The 20,250-nt window shown below is 73.9% G+C and carries 16 protein-coding genes; 4 read left to right on the forward strand and 12 right to left on the reverse strand.

The genetic code is table 11. From position 1 onward, the window contains the following. Complete coding sequence (locus ACWIX3_RS16710; protein WP_448608465.1) at positions 1–999, reverse strand: sugar phosphate isomerase/epimerase family protein; 999 nt, start codon at positions 997–999, stop codon at positions 1–3. Positions 1,000–1,018: 19 nt separating this feature from the next. Beyond that, a complete protein-coding gene (locus ACWIX3_RS16715; protein ID WP_448608466.1) occupies positions 1,019–2,206 on the reverse strand; it encodes a Gfo/Idh/MocA family protein in 1,188 nt (395 codons plus the stop codon). Between the two features lie 188 nt (positions 2,207–2,394). Here ACWIX3_RS16715 and ACWIX3_RS16720 point away from each other — a divergent pair, with 188 nt between their 5' ends. Then, positions 2,395–3,411, forward strand: coding sequence for a LacI family DNA-binding transcriptional regulator (locus tag ACWIX3_RS16720; RefSeq protein WP_448608467.1), 1,017 nt, complete (start codon positions 2,395–2,397; stop codon positions 3,409–3,411). 117 nt (positions 3,412–3,528) lie between these two features. Continuing rightward, a complete protein-coding gene (locus ACWIX3_RS16725; protein ID WP_448608468.1) occupies positions 3,529–5,796 on the forward strand; it encodes a cytochrome P450 in 2,268 nt (755 codons plus the stop codon). A 109-nt stretch (positions 5,797–5,905) separates the two neighbouring features. Here the strand turns inward: ACWIX3_RS16725 and ACWIX3_RS16730 are convergent, their stop codons facing one another. Continuing rightward, positions 5,906–6,907, reverse strand: a complete 1,002-nt coding sequence (locus ACWIX3_RS16730) for a LacI family DNA-binding transcriptional regulator (protein WP_448608469.1) — start codon at positions 6,905–6,907, stop codon at positions 5,906–5,908. A gap of 111 nt (positions 6,908–7,018) precedes the next feature. Here ACWIX3_RS16730 and ACWIX3_RS16735 point away from each other — a divergent pair, with 111 nt between their 5' ends. Both ACWIX3_RS16735 and ACWIX3_RS16740 read left to right on the forward strand, forming a co-directional pair. Next, positions 7,019–8,038, forward strand: a complete 1,020-nt coding sequence (locus tag ACWIX3_RS16735) for a Gfo/Idh/MocA family oxidoreductase (RefSeq protein ID WP_448608470.1) — start codon at positions 7,019–7,021, stop codon at positions 8,036–8,038. Next, positions 8,035–8,820 carry a TIM barrel protein gene (locus tag ACWIX3_RS16740; protein WP_448608471.1) on the forward strand — a complete coding sequence of 262 codons (786 nt, stop codon included), beginning with the start codon at positions 8,035–8,037 and terminating at the stop codon, positions 8,818–8,820. Before ACWIX3_RS16735 ends, ACWIX3_RS16740 begins: the two co-directional genes overlap by 4 nt. A gap of 35 nt (positions 8,821–8,855) precedes the next feature. Here ACWIX3_RS16740 and ACWIX3_RS16745 read toward each other — a convergent pair whose 3' ends face one another. From ACWIX3_RS16745 to iolB, 9 genes are all read right to left on the reverse strand, one after another. Further along, complete coding sequence (locus tag ACWIX3_RS16745) at positions 8,856–10,046, reverse strand: FUSC family protein (protein WP_448608472.1); 1,191 nt, start codon at positions 10,044–10,046, stop codon at positions 8,856–8,858. Between the two features lie 252 nt (positions 10,047–10,298). Continuing rightward, positions 10,299–11,717 carry a sugar porter family MFS transporter gene (locus ACWIX3_RS16750; RefSeq protein ID WP_448608473.1) on the reverse strand — a complete coding sequence of 473 codons (1,419 nt, stop codon included), beginning with the start codon at positions 11,715–11,717 and terminating at the stop codon, positions 10,299–10,301. Between the two features lie 105 nt (positions 11,718–11,822). After that, positions 11,823–12,140 (reverse strand): helix-turn-helix domain-containing protein, encoded by a 318-nt coding sequence (locus ACWIX3_RS16755; protein ID WP_448608474.1) that lies wholly within the window; start codon positions 12,138–12,140, stop codon positions 11,823–11,825. Between the two features lie 604 nt (positions 12,141–12,744). Next, positions 12,745–14,238 carry a CoA-acylating methylmalonate-semialdehyde dehydrogenase gene (locus ACWIX3_RS16760; RefSeq protein ID WP_448608475.1) on the reverse strand — a complete coding sequence of 498 codons (1,494 nt, stop codon included), beginning with the start codon at positions 14,236–14,238 and terminating at the stop codon, positions 12,745–12,747. Between the two features lie 93 nt (positions 14,239–14,331). Beyond that, on the reverse strand, positions 14,332–15,285 hold the full coding sequence (locus ACWIX3_RS16765; protein ID WP_448608476.1) for a sugar phosphate isomerase/epimerase family protein: 954 nt from the start codon (positions 15,283–15,285) through the stop codon (positions 14,332–14,334). Continuing rightward, entirely contained in the window at positions 15,282–16,367 is a 1,086-nt protein-coding gene (locus tag ACWIX3_RS16770; RefSeq protein WP_448608477.1) for a Gfo/Idh/MocA family protein, read from the reverse strand. Before ACWIX3_RS16770 ends, ACWIX3_RS16765 begins: the two co-directional genes overlap by 4 nt. Beyond that, a complete protein-coding gene (locus tag ACWIX3_RS16775; protein WP_448608478.1) occupies positions 16,364–17,350 on the reverse strand; it encodes a sugar phosphate isomerase/epimerase family protein in 987 nt (328 codons plus the stop codon). Before ACWIX3_RS16775 ends, ACWIX3_RS16770 begins: the two co-directional genes overlap by 4 nt. Positions 17,351–17,380: 30 nt before the next feature. Then, positions 17,381–19,330, reverse strand: coding sequence for a 3D-(3,5/4)-trihydroxycyclohexane-1,2-dione acylhydrolase (decyclizing) (iolD, locus tag ACWIX3_RS16780; protein WP_448608479.1), 1,950 nt, complete (start codon positions 19,328–19,330; stop codon positions 17,381–17,383). Beyond that, positions 19,327–20,217 (reverse strand): 5-deoxy-glucuronate isomerase, encoded by an 891-nt coding sequence (iolB, locus tag ACWIX3_RS16785; RefSeq protein ID WP_448612482.1) that lies wholly within the window; start codon positions 20,215–20,217, stop codon positions 19,327–19,329. The genes iolD and iolB overlap by 4 nt, the downstream gene beginning before the upstream one ends. Positions 20,218–20,250: the final 33 nt, after the last annotated feature.

Here is a 20,250-nt window from a genome sequence, read left to right on the forward strand (position 1 = left end):
CTACAGCTTCTCGGCGGCGGCGCGCAGGTTGTCGGCGGCGAGGGCCAGGCCCTCCAGGCGGTCGTAGGCCGCGTCCTCGTGCTCGATGTTGACCGCCATGTCCGGGTCGACCTCGGCCAGCGCGCGCAGGAACTCCGTCCAGTAGCCGACGTCGTGGCCGACGCCGACGGCCACGAACCGCCAGCCGGGCTCCTCCGGCCAGGCGTTGCACCAATGGCCGTAGCCGGTGGGCACCTTGCCCGGTGCGTCGGCCGGGACGCGCTCGAACGAGGTGTCGAGGACGCCGCGGACGTCCACCCCGGGCGTGATCATCGCGTCCTTGGCCGCGGCGTGGAACACCAGCGGGCCCAGGCGGCGGATGCAGGCCACGACGTCCATGCCCTGCCACATCAGGTGCGACGGGTCCATCTCGGCACCGAGGTTCGTGGCCCCGGTCAGCTCGACCAGCTTCTCCAGCGTGACGGGGGAGAAGACCAGGTTGTGCGGGTGCATCTCGATGGCGACCCGGACGTCGTGGGCGCGGGCGAGGGCGTCGATCTCCGTCCAGAACTCGGCCGCGACGCCCCACTGGTAGTCCAGGACGTCCATGTAGACGCCGTCCCACGGGTTGACCACCCACGACGGGTACCTGGCGTCGGGGTCCGACCCGGGCGTGCCCGACATCGTGACGACGTTCCGCACCCCGAGCAGCCCGGCCAGCTCGATGGTGCGGCGCAGGTCGTCGGCGTGCTTGGGGCCGACCCCCGGCAGCGGGTTGAGCGGGTTGCCGTTGCAGTTCAGCCCGGTCAGCTCCATCCCGCGCGCGGAGAACGTCTCCAGGTAGTCGCGGCGGGCCTGCTCTGAGGAGAGCAGCAGGTCGACGTGGCAGTGCGGCGAGGGGATGAAGCCGCCGGTGTTGACCTCGACGGAGGTCAGGCCGTCGGCCTGCAGGACGTCGAGGGCCTCGGCCAAGGGGCGGTCGTGCAGGCAGGCGGTGTAGGCGCCGAGCTTGAGGGGCATCGCAGGTCCAGCCTTCCGGTCAGTGGGTGGGGACGGCGACGGCGGCGCCGTCGGACTGCGCGGACTGCACGACGGCCTGGATGATCTGCATCGTGTGCAGCCCGTCGGCGAAGGTGGCGTTCGGCGGCAGCGGGTCGGGCGTGCCGGCGATCTGGTCGAGGAAGGCGCGGCACTGGTAGACGAACATCTCGGCGTTGCCGCCGCCCACGCCCGGGGCCTCCATCGGGTAGCCGCCGGCGAAGTAGGGCATCTGCGGGCCGACGATGACCTGCCGCGCCCCTCGGGTGCGGGCCTCGGGCTGCGGGTCGTCGAACAGGTACTCCGAGGGGCGGTGCCAGTCGAAGGAGGCGCGGCCGCCCAACCCGTACACGTCGAAGGCCAGCCCGTTCGGCATGCCGAAGGCGGTGCGGGACACCGAGAACGACGCGGACAGGCCCGACTCGAACCGGGCCGTGAACACCGCGGTGTCCTCGTTCTCGACCTCGCCCGTCTCCTCGCTCACCGGAGCGGCGTCGTGCCCGACCGTGGGGCCGAGCGGCAGCGGCCGCTTGGCGATCTGGGTCGACAGCACCGCCCCGGACACCGACACGACGGGGCCGCAGACGAACTGGCCGGCGTCGATCACGTGGGCGCCGATGTCGCCCAGGGCGCCGGAGCCGGGACCGCCCCTGAACCGCCAGCTGAGCGGACCGCGGGGGTCGCAGGCGTAGTCGCACCAGTAGCGGCCGTCGAACAGGCTCAACTCGCCCAGCTCACCGTTCCGCACGTGGTCGCGGATCGCCGCGATCGCGGGGGACCGGCGGTAGGTGTACCCGACAGCGGTCACCACGTCCGCGGACTGCTCGGCGGCGACCATCGCCCGGGCGTCGTCCATCGAGCCGGCCAGCGGCTTCTCGCAGAGCACGTGCTTGCCGGCGGCGATGGCCGCCTCGGCGATCGGCCGGTGCAGGGAGTTGCCGACGACGATGCTGACCGCGTCGATCGAGGGGTCCTCGACGACCTTCTCCCAGCTGGACACCGCCTCCTCGAAGCCGTAGCGGCGGGCCGCGTCGCGGGCCAGCTGCTCGTTGGCGTCGGCGATCGCGGCCAGCCGGACCGGCGGCAGACCCTCGCCGAAGACGGTGTTCACCTGGCGGTAGCCGGCGGCGTGGCTGCGGCCGGCCATCCCCGCACCGATCACCGCCACGGACAGGAGCCGCTGCGACATGGCTGTTCCCCTCTCATCGGGTGGGCGGGGCCCGGACGGTGCAGAGGCGTCCGCAGGACGTGGCACGCTCCCGCGGTGGAGCGGGCGGCCCCGAGGCGCCGTTAAAGCGCTTTAATAGCGATGCCGATCACAGCAGGGTGCCGCGGTCGTGTCAAGGGGAGGTGGTCGTCCTGAGCGCGGAGGGGTCCGTGCGTCGTCCCCGGCTGCAGGACGTCGCGGCTGAGGCGGGGGTCTCGCCGGCCACGGCGTCGCTCGTGCTGCGCGGCGCCCCGGGGCCGAGCAGCGCCACCCGCGAGCGCGTGGTCGACGCCGCCGCCCGGCTGGGTTACCGGCCCGACCGCGCCGCGAGCCTGCTGGCCCGCCGGCGCAGCAGGCTGATCGGCGTCCTGATGGACGTCCGGAGCACCTTCCACGCCCAGCTCGTCGAGGACGTGCACGAGGCGGCCGAGGAGCACGGGTACGACCTGGTGCTCTGCACGGTGACCCGCACCCGGGACGAGGGGCGGGCGGTCGAGACGCTCCTCGACTCGCGCTGCGAGGCACTGGTCCTGCTGGGCCCGGAGTCCCCCGCCTCCCGGCTGAGCGCGCTGGACCGGCAGCTGCCCGTCGTGGCCGTCGGCCGCTCCGTGCCCTCGGCCGGTGTCGACGTCGTCCGGGTCGCCGACGAGGAGGGCGTCGCGCAGGCCGTCGACCACCTCGTCGGTCTCGGGCACCGCCGCATCGCCCACGTCGACGGCGGGCCCGGGGTCATCGCAGCCGGCCGGCGGCGCGGCTACCAGCGGGCCATGCGCCGGCACCGGCTCGGGCCGCACGTGCAGGTCGTCGCGGGTGACAACGGCGAGGCGTCGGGGGCGCGAGCGGCGCGGACGCTGTTCGCCTCCGACGCACCCCCGACCGCGGTCGTCGCGTACAACGACGCGTCCGCGGTGGGTCTGCTCGACGCGCTGCTGCGCAGCGGCGTGGACGTCCCCGGCGAGGTGTCGGTCGTGGGCTACGACGACAGCCCCCTCTCGCGGCTGGCGCACGTGGACCTGACCACCGTCAGCCAGGAGTCCCAGCAGCTGATGCGGCACGCGGTCGCCGCGGTGGTCGAGCGTCTGGACGGCGGCCGCACCGTCCACCGCGAGGTGGTCGTCCCGCCGCGCCTGGTGGTGCGGGGGACGACCGGTCCGCCGCCGGGAGCGGACCGGCCCTCCCCGCGGTGAGGTCGGCGCAGCGTCGGGCTGGGACTTCGTCCTGACAAGCGGTTGACAGTGGCCCAGGTCACCCGCAAGGCTTCAAACGCTTCAAGTCGAGTAGCTCCCGACCGCGGAGACCCCCTCATGGCCGAGACCGCCACCGCCCCTGCCGCCCTCGAGTACGACCCGTTCCGGCCGGACTTCTACACGTCCGACCCGTTCGGGACCTACCGCCGGATGCGGGACGAGGCACCCGTCTACTGGAGCGAGCGCTGGGGCTGGTACGCCCTGACCCGCTTCGAGGACGTGCGGGCGGCGGCGCTCGACGCGGACACGTTCCGCAGCTTCGAGGGCATGGACATCGACGACAGCCGCCTCGAGCAGGTGCCCCCGGGCTCCATCGGCAGCATGGACAACCCGCGCCACGACCAGGTCCGCTCGGTGGTGCAGCCGTACTTCCTGCCGCGCCGGATCGCGCAGCTCGAGGACGGCGTCCGGGCGGTGGTGCGCGACCTGGTCGCCTCGTGGCGGGACCGCGGCGCGGCGGGCGGGGGCACGGTGGACATCGCCCAGGAGCTGGCCTGGCCCATGCCCTTCGACGTCTTCTTCCACCTGATGGGCCTGCCGAGCCGGCACGACGACGACCCCCTGGAGCAGGCGCGGCGGGAGCAGCTGGAGCACTGGACCCACGAGCTCAAGGACCGGGTACCGGGCACCCCGCACCTGACCCCGGTGGCGAGGGCCGCCACCGCCGGCGTCCAGCAGTTCTTCATCGACCTGCTGGAGGAGCGCCGCCGCAACGGGCGCGAGGACCTCGTCACGGAGTTCGTGCACGCCGACATCGACGGCGTGCCGTTCGTGGACGCGCAGGTCACGCCGAACTCAGAGGTCAGCGGCCTGATGATGATTCTGTTCCTCGGCGGCGTGGAGTCCACCGCCGGGTTGACCGGCACGCTGTTCACGCTGCTCGCCGAGAACCCCGACCAGCGGGCGCTGCTGCAGGCCGACCCGTCGCTGATCCCGGCCGCCGTCGAGGAGGCCATGCGCCTCATCACGCCCCTGCAGCTCACCGCGCGCACGACGTCGCGCGAGGTCACGCTGCACGGGGTCACCATGCCCGCCGGGAGCCGCGTCGTCCTGATCCCCGGCGCGGCCAACCGCGACGAGCGCCAGTTCCCCGACCCCGACCGCTTCGACATCACCCGGCCGCGGAGCCGGCACCTGGGGTTCGGCGAGGGCGTGCACGGGTGCCTGGGCGCTCCGCTGGCCCGGCTGGAGGCGCGGATCGCCCTCGAGGAGGCCCTGCCGGTGCTGGGCGACTACGAACTGGCGGGCCCGCCGGCCTTCTACCCGAGCTCGCCCAACATGTACGTCTGGAAGAACCTGCCGATCACCTTCGGCAGGTCGGCTCGCCGCCCGCACGTCGAGGCCGTGCACCACCGGACGACGACGGTCACCCTCGCCACCACGGAGTTCGAGGCCGAGGCGACGGTGGCCGCCAAACGGGAGGTGGCCGACGGCGTCGTCGCCCTGACCCTGCGCGAGGCCGACGGCCGCCCGCTGCCCCCGTGGGAACCCGGCGCCCACGTCGACCTGGTCCTCGACGGCGCGGCCACGCGTCAGTACTCGCTGTGCGGCGACCCCGCCGACCACGGCGAGTACCGCCTGGGCGTCCTGCGCGACCCGGGCGGCCGCGGCAGCTCGCGGTACGTGCACGACCGGCTGGCCGTCGGCGATGCGGTGCGGGTGCGCGGCCCGCGCAACAACTTCCCGCTGGTCGCCTCGCCGCGGTACCTCTTCATCGCCGGCGGCATCGGCATCACGCCGCTGCTGCCGATGATCCGGGCCGCCGAGACCGCCGGCGCGGACTGGCAGCTCGTCTACGGCGGGCGGCAGCGCGCCTCCATGGGGTTCCTCGACGAGCTGGCCGGCTACGGCGACCGGGTGGCGGTGCGCCCGCACGACGAGACCGGGCTGCTCGACCTCGACGGCCTGCTCGGCGCACCCCAGCCGGACACGCTCGTCTACTGCTGCGGCCCCGAGGCGCTGCTCGCGGCGGTGGAGCAGCGCTGCGCCGCCTGGCCGCGCGGGGCGCTGCACGTCGAGCGGTTCGCGCCCCGGCCGCAGACCGAGCCGGTGCGGACCGAGGCGTTCGAGGTCGTGCTGGAGCGCAGCGAGCTCACCCTGACCGTGCCGCCGGACCGCTCGATCCTGTCGGTCGTCGAGGAGGCGGGGGTCGGCGTCCTGTCCTCGTGCGCGGAGGGCACCTGCGGCACCTGCGAGACCGCCGTCGTCGAGGGCGTGCCCGACCACCGCGACTCGGTCCTCGACCCCGAGGAGCGGGAGGCGGACGACTGCATGATGATCTGCGTCTCGCGCTCGCGCGGTCCCCGGCTGGTCCTCGACCTGTAGCCGCCCTCGTCCACGGCACGGCCCCGAGCCCTGACGGCCCCCTCGCGGGGTCCCACCGCGAGCTCGCGAGGGGGCGAGGGGTCCTCCAGGGGGAGGACGGGGTCCGCTCTCAGCGGGGCGGCGCGGTGCTGCTCCGCACGACGAGGCGCGGCGGGACGACGAGCTCGCGCCGGTCGACGGGGGTGCCGTCGAGCCGGGCGAGGGCGCGGCCGACGGCGAGCGTGGTCAGCTGGTCGACGTCCTGGGCGACCGAGGTGAGATCGACCGCGGAGAGCCGGGCGATCCGGCTGTCGTCGTAGCCCACCACGCTGATCTCGCCGGGCACGGTCCGGCCCGCCCGGCGGAGGACGTCGAGCACCCCGAGGGCGCAGCGGTCGTTGAACACGGTGACCGCGCCCGGCAGCGGCCCGTCCAGCAGCCTCCGTGCAGCCGCGGCGCCGTCGTCCTCCGTGAGCCCGCCGTCGACGACCCGCGCCGGGAGCCCGTGCCGCTGCACCGCCTCCCGGTACCCCCGGCGCCGTTCCGCCGCGCCGGGTGCCCGCCCGCCGTCGACGTGGACGACGTCGCGGTGCCCGAGCGCCACGAGGTGATCGACGGCCAGGCGCATGCCCTCGTCGTCCGCGGTGCGGACGACGTCCACCGTGGTCGACCGGACCGGGCGCGCGACGACCACCACGGGCAGGCGCCTGGCGAGGTCGGTGAGGTGCGCGGTGGGCGACGAGGGGCCGAGCAGCACCAGCGCCTCGCACCGGTCCTGCAGCAAGCTGTCGACCGCCCGCTGCTCGCCGCGTCCCGGCGTGACGGCGCTCAGGGCCAGTTCGTACCCGGCCTTCTCGGCGGCGTCGTAGAGCCCCGCCAGCAGGTCACCGTGGAAGGCGTGCTGGACCCCGAACACGACGCCGATCAACCGGCTGCGGGAGCTGCGCAGCAGGCGGGCGCGGGTGTCGGGGCGGTAGCCGATCTCGTCGGCGGCGCGCCGCACCCGCTCGCGGGTCGCGGCGCTGGCGCCGGGGGCGTCCCGCATGACGATCGAGACGAGCGCCGTGGAGACCCCGGCGCGGGCCGCGACGTCGGCCAGGGTCGGCCGCCGGTCGGGGCTCGTCGAGGGCACCGGGCGAGCGTAGCCCGGCACCCTAGAACGTTCTAGGTGGCTCCCCTTGACGCGGGAGGGGCCGGCCGTCACGCTGACTGTGCCCTAGAACGTTCTAGATGAGGAGTCGAGATGGCGAGCGAGACCGTGGGCGTGGCCCTGATCGGGTCGGGCCGGATGGGGGCCTTCCACGCGGGGACGCTCGCCCTGCGGCTGCCGCAGGCGCGGCTGGCCGCCGTCGTCGACCCCGCGCCCGGGGCCGCGGAGCGGTTGGCGGGGGCGCTCGGCGCGGACCGGGCGTACTCCGACCCCGCGCGGTTGTGGGACGACCCGGCCGTCGACGCGGTCGTCATCGCCTCCCCGGCCCGGTCGCACGCCGACCTGGTGGTGGCCGCCTCGGCCGCGGGCAAGCACGTGTTCTGCGAGAAGCCGATGGCGGTCACGCTCCCGGACGCCGACCGCGCCATCGACGCCGCGCGGGCGGCCGGCGTCGTCCTCCAGGTCGGGTTCAACCGCCGGTTCGCGGCCGACTGGCGGGCCGCCCGCGGGCTCCTCGACGACGGCACCCTCGGCACGCCCCGGCTGCTGCGCTCGCTGACCCGCGACCCCGGCGGCTTCGACCCCTCCCGCGTCCTGCCGGACACGATCTTCCTCGAGACCCTCATCCACGACTTCGACACGCTGCGCTTCCTCAACCCCGGCGCCGTGGCCGTGGAGGTGTTCGCCGTCGCGGACGCGCTCGTCGAGCCGGCGTGGCGGGACCGCGGTCTGCTGGACACCGCGGTGGTCACGATCCGGTTCGACAACGGGGCGACGGCGGTCGCCGAGGCCTGCTTCGAGGCCGCCTACGGCTACGACGTCCGCGGGGAGGTCCTGGGCTCCGGCGGGATGGCCACCATGGGCGACGGCCGCCGCTGCGGGATGGCCTTCTCCGGGCCCGCCGGCCGGCTGGTCGAGACCGTCCGCGGTGACCAGGAGCTCTTCCCCGAGGCGTACACCGCCGAGCTCGCCGCCTTCGTGGACGCCGTCCGCACGGGGGTGCCGGCCCCGGTGACCGGGGAGGACGCCCGGGCGGCCCTGGCGATCGCCCTGGCTGCTGCCGAGTCGGTGCGCGCCGGCCGCCCGGTTCGGGTGGAGGAGGTGGAGAAGTGACGGCGTACCGCCTGGCCGCCTCGGCGGAGATGCTCTTCCTCGACCTGCCGTTCGCCGAGCGGGTGCGGCGGATCGCCGACCTCGGCTTCGAGGTCGAGATCTGGGACTGGACGGCCAAGGACGTCGACGAGCTCACGCGGACCGGTGCGACGTTCTCCTCGATGACCGGCTACGTCACCGGCACGCTGGCCGACCCCGACGGCGCCGCGGAGCTGCTGCGCACCGCCGAGGAGTCCCTGGCCGTGGCCGGGCGGCTGGACTGCCCGCGGCTGAACGTGCACGGCACCGGGCTGGACGGGAACGGGCTGCCCGTCGTCGCCAGCGAGGTCGTGACCCCGGCGATGTGGCTGACGGCGGCGCGCACGCTGGAGCGGCTGGCCGCGCTGGGCGAGCGGGCCGGGCGGGTCTTCACCCTGGAGAACCTCAACACCGCCGTCGACCACCCGGGAACGCCCTTCGCCCGCGCCGCCGACACGATCGCGCTGGTGGAGGCCGTCGGCAGCCCGCACCTGCGGCTGAACCTCGACCTGTACCACGCGCAGATCGGCGAGGGGAACCTGATCGAGCTGGTGCAGCGGGCGCTGCCCCTGGTCGGTGAGATCCAGGTGGCCGACGTCCCCGGCCGGTGCGAGCCGGGCACGGGGGAAATCTCCCACCCGGCGATCGCCGCCGCCCTGGAGAGGCTCGGCTACGACGGCGTCGTCGCTCTGGAGGGCTGGGCGTCGGGCGACCCGGCCCAGGCGCTCGACCGCTTCCGCGCCGCCTACGCCCCGGCCGCCTGACCTTCCCTCCCTCCTGCCGCCGGTCCGACCGGTCGTCAGGGACCGTCGCGGCCCAGCACGGGCGGCGCGACGGACGCACCGCCGGTCGGCGACCGGCCGGGGATCCGCCACCGCCCTGCCGCTCGGGTGGCGGCGCGCCGAGCGCCTGAGGGCTCCGCGGGCGGCTGCGGCGTCCGGTTCCAGCCGGTCGGGTCGAACTCGGCGAGCATCCGGTCGACCGTCGTCACCAGGGTGGAGGTGAGCTCCCAGAGGCCGGAGCGGCTGCGCGGGTCGTGCAGGAGCAGGTCCTGCACCAGGGCCCGTCCGCTGCGGAGGGCCTCGAGAGCCGCGGCGAGCCGCTGCCGCTCCCACCCCGCACCGGCGCCCACCTCGGCGAGGAGCAGGCTCCCGAACTCGCGCACCGCGGTGCTCATCCGCGCCAGCAGGCTGGCGGTGGTCCGCTGGACCGTGGCGGCGTGGCCGGGGTCGGCGGTCACCCCGGTCCGTCCCCGGGTGGCGTCGTCGATGGCGCGGAACAGGGTCCGCAGCGACACCGAGGTGTGCTCCAGCGCGTCCAGTCCCTGCCGCATCCCCGGCCCGATCGGCGGGGTCCGCAGCGCGCGCACGTTGAGGTGACGACTCTCCTCGGCATGGGCCAGCGCCCGGTCCACCCGGGGCGCGTGCCGGTTCAGCCGCCGGGCGTCCTCCAGCCAGCGCGTCGACTGCTCCTCGCTCACCGGCCCGGCCGACAGGGCGGCCGCCGCGTCGTCCAGGAGGCCGGCGATCTCCCCGGCGAACCCGTACACGGCCCGTCCGGCGTACCGCGTCTGCACAGCGGGCGGGAAGGCCAGGTTGACCAGCACGCCGACCGCCGCGCCGATCAGCGTCTCGACGACCCGCCCGCCCCCGACGGACTCCACCCCCGCGGCGCCGACACCGAGCACCAGCATCGCGCTGATCGGCACCTCGACCAGGTGCGGACCCAGCCTCAGCAGCTGGCCCACGACGATGGACGCCGCGACGAGACCCGCGAGGCTCCACCAGGTCAACCCGACCGCGGCCACGACGAGCACCGCCAGGGCGACGCCGGCCACGACGCTCGCCACGCGCTGGACCCCGTTGAGCAGGGTGCTGGTGAGGGTGGCCTGCACGACCAGGAGCGCCGTGAGGGCGGCGATGATCGGCGGCGGGTCGTGCAGCCCGGCGAGCTGGGCGATGAGGAAGGCGGCCACCGTGGCGCCGGTCATCCGGCCCGCCCGGAAGGCGGCGGACCGGCCCCGCGTGCGCACACGGAGCAGGAACTCCGCCGCTGGGCGCGGGAGACGCGGCCCGGCTCCCCGGCTCCGACGGGTCACCTCGTCATCCTCCACCCCCGGATCGGGCCGCAGGCTTCCGGGACCGGCGCACCCCGGGGGGCGAGCCGGGCCGCGGACGGCCGGCACACCCCGTGGGTGCGCCGGCCGTCCCGGCCTCGTCGCCCCCGTTCAGGGGCGAGCGACCTAGCGGAAGTTGCCCGCCGAGAACGACTCCTCCAGCTCCTCCAGGGAGCGCTTGCCGGTCTCGGGGAGCATCTTCTTGAGGAACACGATCGCGATCAGTCCGAGGACGACGAAGACCAGGAAGGCTCCCTGGATCTTGATGGCGTCGACGAGGATCGGGAAGACGAACGCGATGACCGCGTTGGCCACCCAGAGCATCAGCACGCACACGCCCATCCCCAGGCCGCGCAGCCGCAGGGGGAACAGCTCGGACAGGACGACCCACACCGGGACGTTGAGGGCGAGCTGCATGCAGAAGACGAAGAGCACCATGAAGGTGAGGATCACGAACGCCTTGGTGAGGCCCTCGGGCAGCAGGTACGAGGAGAGCACGATGAGCGCGTGGCACGTCGTGGTCGCGACGAAACCGCCGATGATCAGCGTGCGGCGCGGCACCCGGTCCATCAGGAAGAACAGGCAGACGGCCGAGCCGACGACGGCCAGCACGCCGTTGGCGACGTTCGCGATCAGCGCCGCGCTGGCCGAGAAACCGGCCACGGTCAGCACCTGGGTCCCGTAGTACATGATCGAGTTGATGCCGGTTGCCTGCTGGGCGATGGCGAGCCCGATACCGACGATGAAGAGGTGGCGGACCCATCCGATCTTGAGGTCCCGCCAGCCCCCCATGTGGGCCTCTTCCTCCTCCTCGGCCAGGAACTCGACCTCGGCCATCTCGGCGCGGGCCCGGTTCTCGTCCCGGACCTGCCGGAGGACGGCGAGGGCGTCGTCGTGGCGGCCCTTCGAGATGAGCCAGCGCGGCGACTCCGGCATCCGCATCATCCCGACGAACAGCGCGACGGCGGGGACGGCGGCGACCGCGAGCATGTAGCGCCACACGCCCTCGTGCTCGCCCCAGACGTTGCCGATGATGGCGTTGATGATGAAGGCCAGCATCTGGCCGACGACGATCGCGAGCTCGTTGCGACCGGCGAGGCCGCCCCGGCGCTCGGTGGGGGCCAGCTCGGCCAGGTACACCGGCACGGTGACCGAGGCGCCGCCGACCGCGAAACCGAGGACCACCCGCGACGGGATCATCATCTCGAGGCTCGGGGCGAACACACCGCCCAGGGTGCCGACGAAGAAGATGACGGCCAGGATCGTCAGCGTCTTCTTCCGGCCCAGGGTGTCGTTGATGCGGCCGCAGACGAGCGCTCCGATCGCGGCCCCGACCAGCAGGGTGCTGGTGACCGCGCCCTCACCGGCCGCGGTCAGCCCCAGGTCCTCCTTCATCGGCTCGAGGGCACCGTTGATGACGCCGGTGTCGTAGCCGAAGAGCAGGCCGCCGAACGTCGCGACGACCGTCACGAGGTCGAGCCGCCGCTGGTGCGGACCTGCCGTCAGGGGTGGCAGCGTCACGCTGCCGGGCTTGCTGGTGTCCATGGCCTTCTCCATCAACGTCGGTCACTTCGACAGGGGCACTGGCCCGGCGAGCGGGTCCGCGGCGCCATCACCGCGGCACCGGGTGCGGTCACGTCGTCCACGGGGTCATGACGGGTCGCCGGCTCCGGACTGCGGCGCCTGTTCCTCGGACAGGTCGTTCACGTACGCCTCGAGGTCGCGCACGCGGAAGCGCGCCGCGCGTTCGACGTGGACCAGGGGCAGTCGGCCGGCCGCCACGAGGCGCTCGATGGTCCTGACCGAGACGCTGAGCCGCTCAGCGGCTTCCACCTTGGTCACCAGCAGGCGATCGGCCACGCGGCGAGCGTGCGCGGCGTCACTGCCGCCGTCCACCGGTGTCGCCTTCGGGCGCGCTCTGACGCACCTGGTCAGGAATCCGGCCAGTTCGTCGACCTCGGCGGGCACGGCGGCACCCGTCTGACGCAGGTTGCGGACGTGGAGGGACAGCGCGACCGCCAGGTGCCTGACCAGCTCAGGAGGTCGAGTGCTCACGTCCCCGGGAGCCGCGGGATCGGTCGACAGGTGACAGCGGCCGTGGGTCCCGTTCTCCACCGTGGACCGCTCCCGATGGCGTCCGTGCCCTGACGCGGCCACGGGGGGGACGACGAGGGCCACCGGCTGCTCGTGGACTCCGGTGGGGGCACGACGAGGAGAGGCTCCCGGCATCGGACGATCCCCCTCTGCACAGCGACGTGCGGTGGACGGTGGGGCTGGCGGTACGGGTCGGGCCGGGCGCCGGTGGAGAACTCGTCTGCCACGGTCTGTCGGAGGGGCCGGCGCCGAGCCGCACCGACCGGAACGGGAGCCGCCGCACTGCTGCGGTGGCACCGGCCTGCGTGGGAGGCCGGCGTCGGGAGGTGGCGGGCCCGACCGGCCGACGGTCACGGGGCCGGCGTGGCGGCTCGCTGTCGGGGACGGGCGTGTCGCCACCGCGGGGCCGTGATCGTCGAGGAGCCGACCGTTCGAGGCCGGCGCCGGCGGAGACGCGTCTCGCCGGCGCCGGCCGGTCTCAGGCGTTCTGCGGGAAGCCGAGGTTCAGGCCGCCGTGGCTGGGGTCCAGCCAGCGGCTGGTGATGACCTTGCCGCGGGTGAAGAAGTGCACGCCCTCGGCGCCGTGGGCGTGCGAGTCGCCGAACAGGCTGTTCTTCCACCCGCCGAACGAGTAGTAGGCCATCGGCACCGGGATCGGGACGTTGATGCCGATCATCCCGACCTCGACCTCGTGCTGGAACCGCCGGGCGGCGCCGCCGTCGTTGGTGAAGATGGCGGTGCCGTTGCCGTACTCGTTGCGGTTGATCAATTCGACGGCGTGCTCGTAGGTGTCCACCCGCAGCACCGACAGCACGGGGCCGAAGATCTCGTCGGTGTAGACGCTCATGGTCGGCTCGACGTGGTCGACCAGGGTCGGGCCGAGCCAGAACCCGTTCTCGCTGCCGTCGGGGGTCACCTCGCGGCCGTCGACGACGAGCTTGGCGCCCTCCTTCTCGCCGGCCTCGACGTAGGACTCGACCCGGTCACGGTGCCGCCGGCTGATCAGGGGGCCCATGTCGCAGCCCTTGCGGCCGTCGCCGGTGCGCAGGGTGTGGGTCCGCTCGGCGATCCGGGCGACGAGGTCGTCGCCCACCCCGCCGACGGCGACCACCGCGCTGATCGCCATGCACCGCTCGCCGGCCGAGCCGAACCCGGAGTTCACCGCGGCGTCGGCGGCGAGGTCCAGGTCGGCGTCGGGCAGCACGACCATGTGGTTCTTCGCGCCGCCCAGGGCCTGCACCCGCTTGCCGTGCCGGGTGCCGGTCTCGTAGACGTACCGGGCGATCGCGGTGGACCCGACGAAGGACACCGACCGGATGTCGGGGTGCTCGAGCAGCCGGTCGACGGCGACCTTGTCGCCCTGGACGACGTTGAAGACGCCGTCGGGCAGCCCGGCCTCCTTCCACAGCTCGGCGATCCACAGCGACGCCGACGGGTCCTGCTCGCTGGGCTTGAGGACGACGGTGTTGCCGGTGGCGATCGCGATGGGGAAGAACCACATCGGCACCATCGCCGGGAAGTTGAACGGGCTGATGATCGCGACCGGCCCGAGCGGCTGGCGCACCGAGTGCACGTCGACGTTGGTCGAGGCGTTCTCGGTGAAGCCGCCGCGGACCAGCGAGGGGACGCCGCAGGCGTACTCCACGACCTCCTGGCCGCGGGAGACCTCGCCGAGCGCGTCGTCGAGGACCTTGCCGTGCTCGGCGGTGATGATGGCGGCCAGCTCGGGCTTGCGGGCGTTGAGCAGCTCGCGGAAGCGGAAGAGCACCGCGGTGCGCTTGGCCAGCGAGGTGTCCCGCCAGCCCGGGAAGGCCGCCGTGGCGGCGGCGACCGCGGCGTCGACCTCCTCGGTGGAGGCGAGGGCGACCTCGCCGGTGACCTCACCGGTGGCCGAGTCGGTCACGTCTCCGGTGCGGCCGCTGGCGCCCTCGCGCCGTTCGCCGCCGATCCAGTGCGGGATGTGCGTGGGCATGACTGCCTCTCTCGGGGGTCGGTTCACCGCCAGGGAGCGGTGTCGTCAGGGAGCGGTGTCGTCAGGGAGCGGTGTCGTCAGGGAGCGGTGTCGTCAGGGAGCGGTGTCGTCGGGGAGCGGGGTCTGCGGGAAGTTCGGCCGGGACGTGCCGGCGTCGGCCCGCCCGGCGTCGCCGCCGAGCGCCTCGGTGCCGAAGTGCTTGTCGACCAGCTCGCGGATCGCGCTGAGCATGCGGATCCCGGACTCGCGGGCCTGGTCGTCCCAGCCGAAGACGCAGGTGGTGAGGACGCCGTCGAAGCCGATCCCCGCCAGGGCCGCGAAGGCCTCGTCGAAGTCGACGTCCCCGCGGCCGATCTCCATGTGCTGGTGGACGCGGGTGGTGTTGCCCGGCGGGTTGGTGATGTAGCGCAGCGCGTCGGAGGCCCGGTGGTCCATCGAGTCGGCCACGTGCACGTGGGTGAGCAGCTCGCCGGCGTTCGCGATGATCCCCGGCGCGTCGTCGCCCTGGTGGAACGTGTGCGGCAGGCAGTACAGGAAGGACACGCACGGCGAGTCGATGCCACGGATCATGTCGAGCGCCGGGAGGCCGAGCTCGATGAAGTCGTCGGGGTGCGGCTCCAGCGCCAGCTTGACGCCCTCCCGTTCGAAGACCGGCAGCAGCTCCTCCATCGACCGCCAGAACATCGCCTCGGCGAGCTCCGGGGCCTCCGGCCGGCCGTTGAACTCGGAGTTCATCGTGTCCACACCGAGCTCGACGCAGATCTCGACGGCCCGCTTCCAGTAGCGGACGGCGGCCTGGCGCTCCACCTCACCCGGGCCCGACCAGCGCATCACCGGCAGCAGCGAGGTGACCCCGACCCCGGCGTCGGACAGCTTCGACCGGAACGCGCGCACCGTGGCGGTGTCGACCCGCGGGTGCTTGAAGAACGGGATGAAGTCCTCCCGGGGGGAGAGCTCGATCCACTCGTAGCCCATGCCGGCCACCACGTCGGGCAGCTCCAGCAGCGGCGTCGTCCGCAGCATCTGCGGGTCCAGGGCGACTCTCATGACTGCACGCCCCCCCGCGACTCCATCCCGACCTCGGTGCGCTGCCCGCTGCGCAGCGCCCGGACGCCGGCCGCGCACACCGCCTGGGCGGCGTAGCCGTCCCACGCCCCGGGGCCGTCGACCTCGCCGCGGCGGGCGGCGTCCACCCACCGCTGCAGCTCGATGTCGTAGGCGCGGCCGAACCGCTGCCGGAAGTCCGGGGCGATGCCGGTCGACCGGGTTGCCGACTGCCCGCCGGAGGTGCGCACCAGCCCGGCGTCCAGGCCGATCATGGCGCTGCCGTCCTCGCCGACGACCTCGGTGCGCACCTCGTAGCCCACGCCGGTGCTGACGAAGCACTCGACGTCGACCAGCCGGCCGCCGGTGGTCTCGAGCAGCACGAGCAGCGGGTCGGACTGGCCGGCGACGGCGCGGCGGGTGGCCCGCGGCCGCAGCACGGTGACCGCGGCGATCTCCTCGTCGAGCAGGAACCGGGCGACGTCGACCTCGTGCACCACCGAGTCGTTGACCATCATCTCGCTGGTGAAGTGCGGCGGGACGGCGGCGTTGCGGTGCGCGCAGTGCACGACCAGCGGCTCGCCGAGGCCGCCCGCGTCGACGAGCGCCTTGAGCTCGGCGTACTCGGGGTCGAAGCGGCGCATGAAGCCGACCTGGACCAGCCGCCGGCCGGTGCGCGCGGCGTACTCGTCCTCGGCCCGCACGAGGGCCAGGGAGCTGTCGGCGTCCATGGTCAGCGGCTTCTCGCACAGCACCGGGATGCCGCGGTCGATGCAGGCGAGCACCTGCTCCTCGTGGAACTGGCCGGGGGTGGCGACCAGGACGGCGTCGACGTCGTCGTCGGCGATCGCGGCCAGCGGGTCGCCGATCACCCGGCAGCCGGGCACGGTGGCGGCCACCTGCTCGGCCTTCTCGGTGAAGGCGTCGCTGACCGCGACGACCTGCGCGCCGGAGATGCGGCTGTAGAGGCGGGCCACGTGGTCGGCGCCCATCATCCCGACGCCGAGCACGGCGACCCGCAGTTCCCGGGCGGGGACGTCGGCGAGGTCCGGGAGCGCCCCGGCGCGGGTCTCTGCGGTGGTCATGCCTGTGCCTCCGGGGCGTTCTTCGGGCGGCCGATCCGCAGCGACGGGAAGCCGCAGCTGCCGATGTAGCGGTGGGTGCGCTGGGCGATGGGGAAAGGCACGTCCGGCGGGCAGGGGTACAGGTCGTGCTCCACGATCGCGAACACGTCGAGACCGTGCGCCTCGATCGCCTCGAACAGCGGCGGGTAGGCCGGGACGCCGTTCGGCGGCTCGGTCATGGCGCCCATCGGCACCGCGGCCGCCCAGGTGATGTCCTCGGCCAGGACGCGGTCGATCACGGCGGGGTCGACCTGCTTGAGGTGCAGGTAGCCGATCCGCTCCGGGTACTTGTTGATCAGCTCGAGGTTGTCGCCGCGGTAGTAGCTGACGTGCCCGGTGTCCAGGCACAGCGGCACGTACTGCGGGTCGGTGTCGGCCAGGAACCGCTCGATGTCCGGCTGCCAGCCCACGTGCGTCTCCGCGTGCGGGTGGAAGGCGATCGACAGGCCGTACTCCTCCTGCACCGCCCTGCCGAGCTGGGTCACCCCCGTCGTCTTCGCCTCCCACTGCTCGGGGGTGAGGTCGCGGGACTCGACGTCGGCGCCGGTCTTCTGGTCGCGGAAGGTGTCGGGGATGACCACCACGTGGGTGCCACCCATGGCCTGGGTCAGCGCGGCGACGTCCTTGACCTGGCCCCACACCGCGTCCCAGGAGTCGGGCCGGTGCAGGTGCTCGAACACCGTGCCGGCGGACACCTGCAGGCCCCGCGCGGCGAGCTCGTCGGACAGCTGCGCCGGATCGGTGGGCAGGTAGCCGTAGGGGCCCAGCTCGATCCACTCGTAGCCGCAGGCGCTGACCTCGTCGAGGAACCGCTGCCACGGCACCTGGGCCGGGTCGTCGGGGAACCAGACGCCCCAGGAGTCGGGTGCCGACCCGACCCTGATCCGGCTGCGGCTGGACTCCCGGCTGGTCTGGTCGGCAGCCGCGGCGTTCTGCACGGTCATCTCTTCTCTCTTCCGGAGGGGTCGGGCGGATCAGGACGGGGAGGTGCCGCGCTCGGACGGCGCGAGGTAGGCGGGCCGCTGGACGGCCTTCCAGCGGTCGTAGACCGCGCGGGCGTCCTGGGTGCTCTGCAGCGTGGAGACCTCGCCGACCGGCACGTCCCACCAGGACTCGCTGGAGGGGGCGTCGACCAGCGGGTCGGTCTCGACGTGCACGACCGTCGTCCGGTCGCTGGCCTTGGCCTTGCGCAGCGCCGCCTCGAAGCTCGGACCGTCCTGGGCGACGAGCACGTCGACACCGAGGCTGGCGGCGTTGGCGGCGAGGTCGACCGGCAGCACGTCGCCGTCGAGCCGGCCGGACGCCGAGCGGTACCGGTAGCGGGTGCCGAAGCGCTGGGACCCCAGCTGCTCGGACAGCGCGCCGATCGAGGCGAAGCCGTGGTTCTGCACCAGGACGACGACGATCTTGACGCCCTCCTGGACGGCGGTGACCAGCTCGGTCGGCATCATCAGGTAGGAGCCGTCGCCGATCATCACGAAGACGTCGCGGTCGGGGCTGGCCATCCGGATGCCGATGCCGCCGGGGATCTCGTAGCCCATGCACGAGTAGCCGTACTCGACGTGGTAGCCCTTGCGGTCGCGGACCCGCCACATCTTGTGCAGGTCCCCGGGCATGGAGCCGGCGGCGCAGACGACGACGTCCCGCGGGGCGGAGACCTCGTTGACCATGCCGATGACCTCGTTCTGGGTCAGCCGGCCGCCCTCTCCCGCGCTGGGCACCTCCGGGTGGTAGGCGGCCTCGACGGTGGCCTCCCACGCGGCGGCGAGCTCCGCGGTGCGGGCCCGGTACCCGTCGTCGACCGACCAGCCGGCCAGCGCCCCGGTGAGCGCGGTCAGCGTCTCCCGCGCGTCGGCCTGCACGCCCACGCCGGCGTGCTTGACGGCGTCCAGCGCGGCGACGTTGACGTTGACGAACCGCACGCCGGGGTCGTTGAAGGCGGTGTGCGAGGCGGTGGTGAAGTCCTGGTAGCGGGTGCCGATCCCGATGACCACGTCGGCCTCGCGGGCCAGGGCGTTGGCCGCCGTCGTCCCGGTGGAGCCGATGGCGCCCACCGACTGCGGGTGGTCGTAGGGCAGTGCGCCCTTGCCGGCCTGGGTCTGGCCGACCGGGATGCCGGTGGCCGAGACGAAGGCGTCCAGCGCCTCGGTCGCCTGCGAGTAGATGACCCCGCCGCCGGCGACCACGAGCGGCCGGCGTGCCGAGCGGATCACCTCGACGGCGCGGGCCAGGGCGGCCGGCTCGGGCAGCGGCCGGCCGACGTGCCAGGTCCGCTCGGCGAACAGCTCGACCGGCCAGTCGAAGGCCTCGGCCTGCACGTCCTGCGGGAAGCAGAGGGTGACCGCGCCGGTCTCGGCCGGGTCGGTCAGCACCCGCATGGCGCCGAGCAGCGCACCTGGCAGCTGCTCGGGCCGCCAGATGCGGTCGAAGTAGCGCGACACCGGCCGGAACGCGTCGTTGACGGTCACGTCGCCGCTGTCGGGCCGCTCCAGCTCCTGCAGCAGCGGGCCGGCCGAGCGGGTCGCGAAGGTGTCGGCGGGCAGCAGCAGCACCGGCAGCCGGTTGATGGTCGCCAGCGCCGCGCCGGTGAGCGTGTTCGTCGAGCCGGGGCCGACGCTGGTGGAGACCGCCCAGGTCTGCAGCCGGTCCTTCGCCCGGGCGTAGGCCACGGCGGTGTGCACGACGGCCTGCTCGTTGCGGCCGAGCACGTAGGGGAGGGCGCCGGGCTCGTCGATCTCGGCCTGCAGCAGGGCCTGGCCGAGGCCGGCGACGTTGCCGTGCCCGAAGATGCCGAAGCAGCCGGCGAACAGCCGCTGCCGCTGCCCGTCGCGTTCGGTGTGCTGCTGTGCCAGGAACCGGACGACGGCCTGGGACACGGTGAGGCGCACGGTCTCGGTCCGTGCCGGCGCGGGGATCTCGCTCACGGTCGGGGGGCTCCGTTCTGCTCGGTGCCGGCGGGGGAGTGGAGGGGGAGGCGGGGGTCGACCGGCTCGTCGGCCCAGGTGCCGCGGATCCAGGTGTGCGCGGGGTCGTCGACGATCCGCCAGGCGCGCTCGGTCCCGGGACCGGCCATGACGTTGAGGTAGTAGAGGTCGTGGCCCGGGGCGGCGATCGACGGACCGTGCCAGCCGTGGGGGATGAGGACGACGTCGCGGTCGCGCACCTCGGCGAGGACGTCGACGGGCCGCTCGGGGGTGCCGTAGACCCGCTGGTAGGCCAGGCCCGGCTGACCCTCCGGCCCGGCCGCGATCTCGAAGTAGTAGATCTCCTCGAGCTCGGTCTCCACCTCGGAGCTCTCGTCGTGCTTGTGCGGCGGGTACGACGACCAGTTGCCGCCCGGGGTGATCACCTCGCAGGCGATGATCGCGTCGGCCTCGAAGACGTCGGCGGTCGCGAAGTTGTTCACCTGGCGGCTGCACCGGCCGGCGCCGCGCAGCTCGACCGGGACGCCCGCGGCGGGGCCGTACCGCACGGGCAGCCGCCGGCGGGCGCGGGCGCCGCAGAGCGCGAACCGCCCGCCGCCCCGGCTGGAGAGCTCGGCCGGAACACCGAGCGGGAGGTAGGCGAAGTCGGTCGGTCCGGCGAAGACGCCGCTGCGGCCGGCGAGGCTCAGCACCTCGCCGTCGCACCCGACGGTCAGGCCGCCCTCCAGCGGGACGACGAGGACCTCGTCGGGGCCGGTGTCGAGGGTCGCGCTCCCGCCCGCGGGGAGCTCGAGCACCCGCAGGCTCGAGTGCCCCCACCCGGCGGACTCCGGGGTCACCTCGAGGGCGTAGGGACCGGCGGCGGCGCTGCCGGCGGGCAGGTGCAGCGAAGAAGGCCCCCCCTGCGCCCCACCGCTCGC

It is taken from the genome of Geodermatophilus sp. URMC 60, assembly GCF_053502585.1.